At 62.6% G+C, this 1676-nt stretch carries 3 protein-coding genes and 1 pseudogene; 2 read left to right on the forward strand and 2 right to left on the reverse strand.

The window, feature by feature from the left end; translation table 11 throughout:
• Both EN984_RS33660 and EN984_RS33665 read left to right on the forward strand, forming a co-directional pair.
• Positions 1 to 222, forward strand: a pseudogene (locus EN984_RS33660) (ABC transporter substrate-binding protein); the annotation flags it as partial.
• Positions 223 to 239: 17 nt separating this feature from the next.
• Complete coding sequence (locus EN984_RS33665) at positions 240 to 920, forward strand: DsbA family protein (RefSeq protein ID WP_127272639.1); 681 nt, start codon at positions 240 to 242, stop codon at positions 918 to 920.
• Positions 921 to 957: 37 nt separating this feature from the next.
• On the opposite strand, the gene EN984_RS33670 is transcribed toward EN984_RS33665, so the two are convergent.
• Together EN984_RS33670 and EN984_RS38395 are read right to left on the reverse strand one after the other, a co-directional pair.
• Complete coding sequence (locus EN984_RS33670) at positions 958 to 1395, reverse strand: hypothetical protein (protein ID WP_127272122.1); 438 nt, start codon at positions 1393 to 1395, stop codon at positions 958 to 960.
• A 95-nt stretch (positions 1396 to 1490) separates the two neighbouring features.
• A partial coding sequence (locus EN984_RS38395) for a hypothetical protein (RefSeq protein ID WP_206517547.1) occupies positions 1491 to 1676 on the reverse strand: 186 nt, incomplete at its 5' end.

The raw sequence follows: 1676 nt of genomic DNA on the forward strand, positions 1-1676 counted from the left end.
GCTGTGGACGCGGCGATCGAGGCGATGCTGCGCGCCCGCTCCAAGGAGGATTATGTTGCCGCCGTTCGCGTTCTCGACCGGCTGCTGATCTCCGGCAACTACATGGTGCCGATGCAGCACAACACGCAGCAATGGATTGCCTACTGGAACTACCTGGAACATCCGCAAAAGACGCCCATATTCGGGTATCAGCTGCCAACATGGTGGCGCAAACCCAACTGAGGGATCAGGAGATCGAGATGAGCGAATTGAACGCCATCACCGTCGATGTGGTGTCCGATGTCGTCTGCCCCTGGTGCTTCATCGGCCAGAAGCGGCTCGACAGGGCGATTGCCGCCGTCGGCGATGTCGACGTGCATGTCCGCTGGCGGCCGTTCCAGCTCGATCCGACCATTCCGCCTGAAGGCAAGGACCGCCGCGAATACATGCTGGCAAAATTCGGCAGTGATCAGCGCATCCGCGAGATTCACGCCCGCATCGAGCCGCTGGGCGAAATCGAAGGCATCTCGTTCGCCTTTGACGCCATCAAGGTGGCGCCGAACACGCTGGATGCGCATCGGCTGATCCGCTGGGCAGGTGCCGCCGGCGAAGCCATTCAGAACAGGCTTGTGCGCCGGCTGTTCCAGCTGAATTTCGAGGAAGGCGCAAACATTGGCGATCATGCCGTGCTGGTCGAGGCGGCGCGCGAGGCCGGCATGGATGCGTCCGTGGTCGCCACGCTTTTGCCGACCGAGGCCGATGTCGAGGCGGTGCGCACCGAGATCGCCACCGCGTCGCGCATGGGCATTTCTGGCGTGCCGTGCTTCCTGCTCGAGGACAAATACGCGGTCATGGGCGCACAGGATGCCGACACGCTGGCCGATGCCATTCGCCAGGTGGCGGCCGCCAAGGCGCGCGGCGAACTGGACAAGGCCGGCTGAGCCGACCGCCCTCTCCTCTCCGCGACAGCAGCAAACGTTACTTCACCGTCGCTTTGGCCTTGCTGATGAAAAATCCATGGCCGTTCGTGGCGGTGCAGGTCAGTCCCTTGGTTGACGACTGGCACGAGAACGGCCCGGCGCTCCAGCTGTTGCCGTAGCCAAGCTTGTCGACATCGCTGCAGCAGCCCTGCTCGCCCGGGTTTTTGATCAGAGTGGCTGGCCCCTTCGGACCCAGGATAATCGTGACGTAGCTCGGCTCGACGCGCGAGCAACTCAGCTCCGGGCCGCCATCCTTTGGCTCATAGGTGCCGGTGCCGCCTTTGGCCGTGTAGATGCAGCCGATGTTGCCGGACGGCGTGTTGAACTCGATCTGGCCTTCGGCGCTGGCCGGGATGCTCTGCGCGCCGGCATGCGCCAACGGTACGAGGGGCAGCCAGGCGAAGAGGGACAGGATTGCGGCCGCGCGTGCAAGCATTGGGAGCTTCCTTGTTGGAGAACCGGACATGCATGAGTGTCGACGATGGCGGGCAAGGTTCAATCCCAGGTGGATGAATTGTCAAACGCAGTCCCTCAGCTGACCGGACAAGACGGAACGCGCCGCTCGATCGATTCTCCCGTCACTTCCTGCCCCTGGCAAGGACGACCACGGCATTCCTGGCGAGTCACGAACCGCAAATTTTCGAGCTCTCTGGGCCGTCCGCAGTGAGAAAACCGATCGCTCGACACGATTTCGAGTTCACGAAACCGTGTGAAAGC

This window comes from Mesorhizobium sp. M7A.F.Ca.CA.004.12.1.1 (assembly GCF_003997835.1).
Classification (GTDB): Bacteria; Pseudomonadota; Alphaproteobacteria; order Rhizobiales; family Rhizobiaceae; genus Mesorhizobium.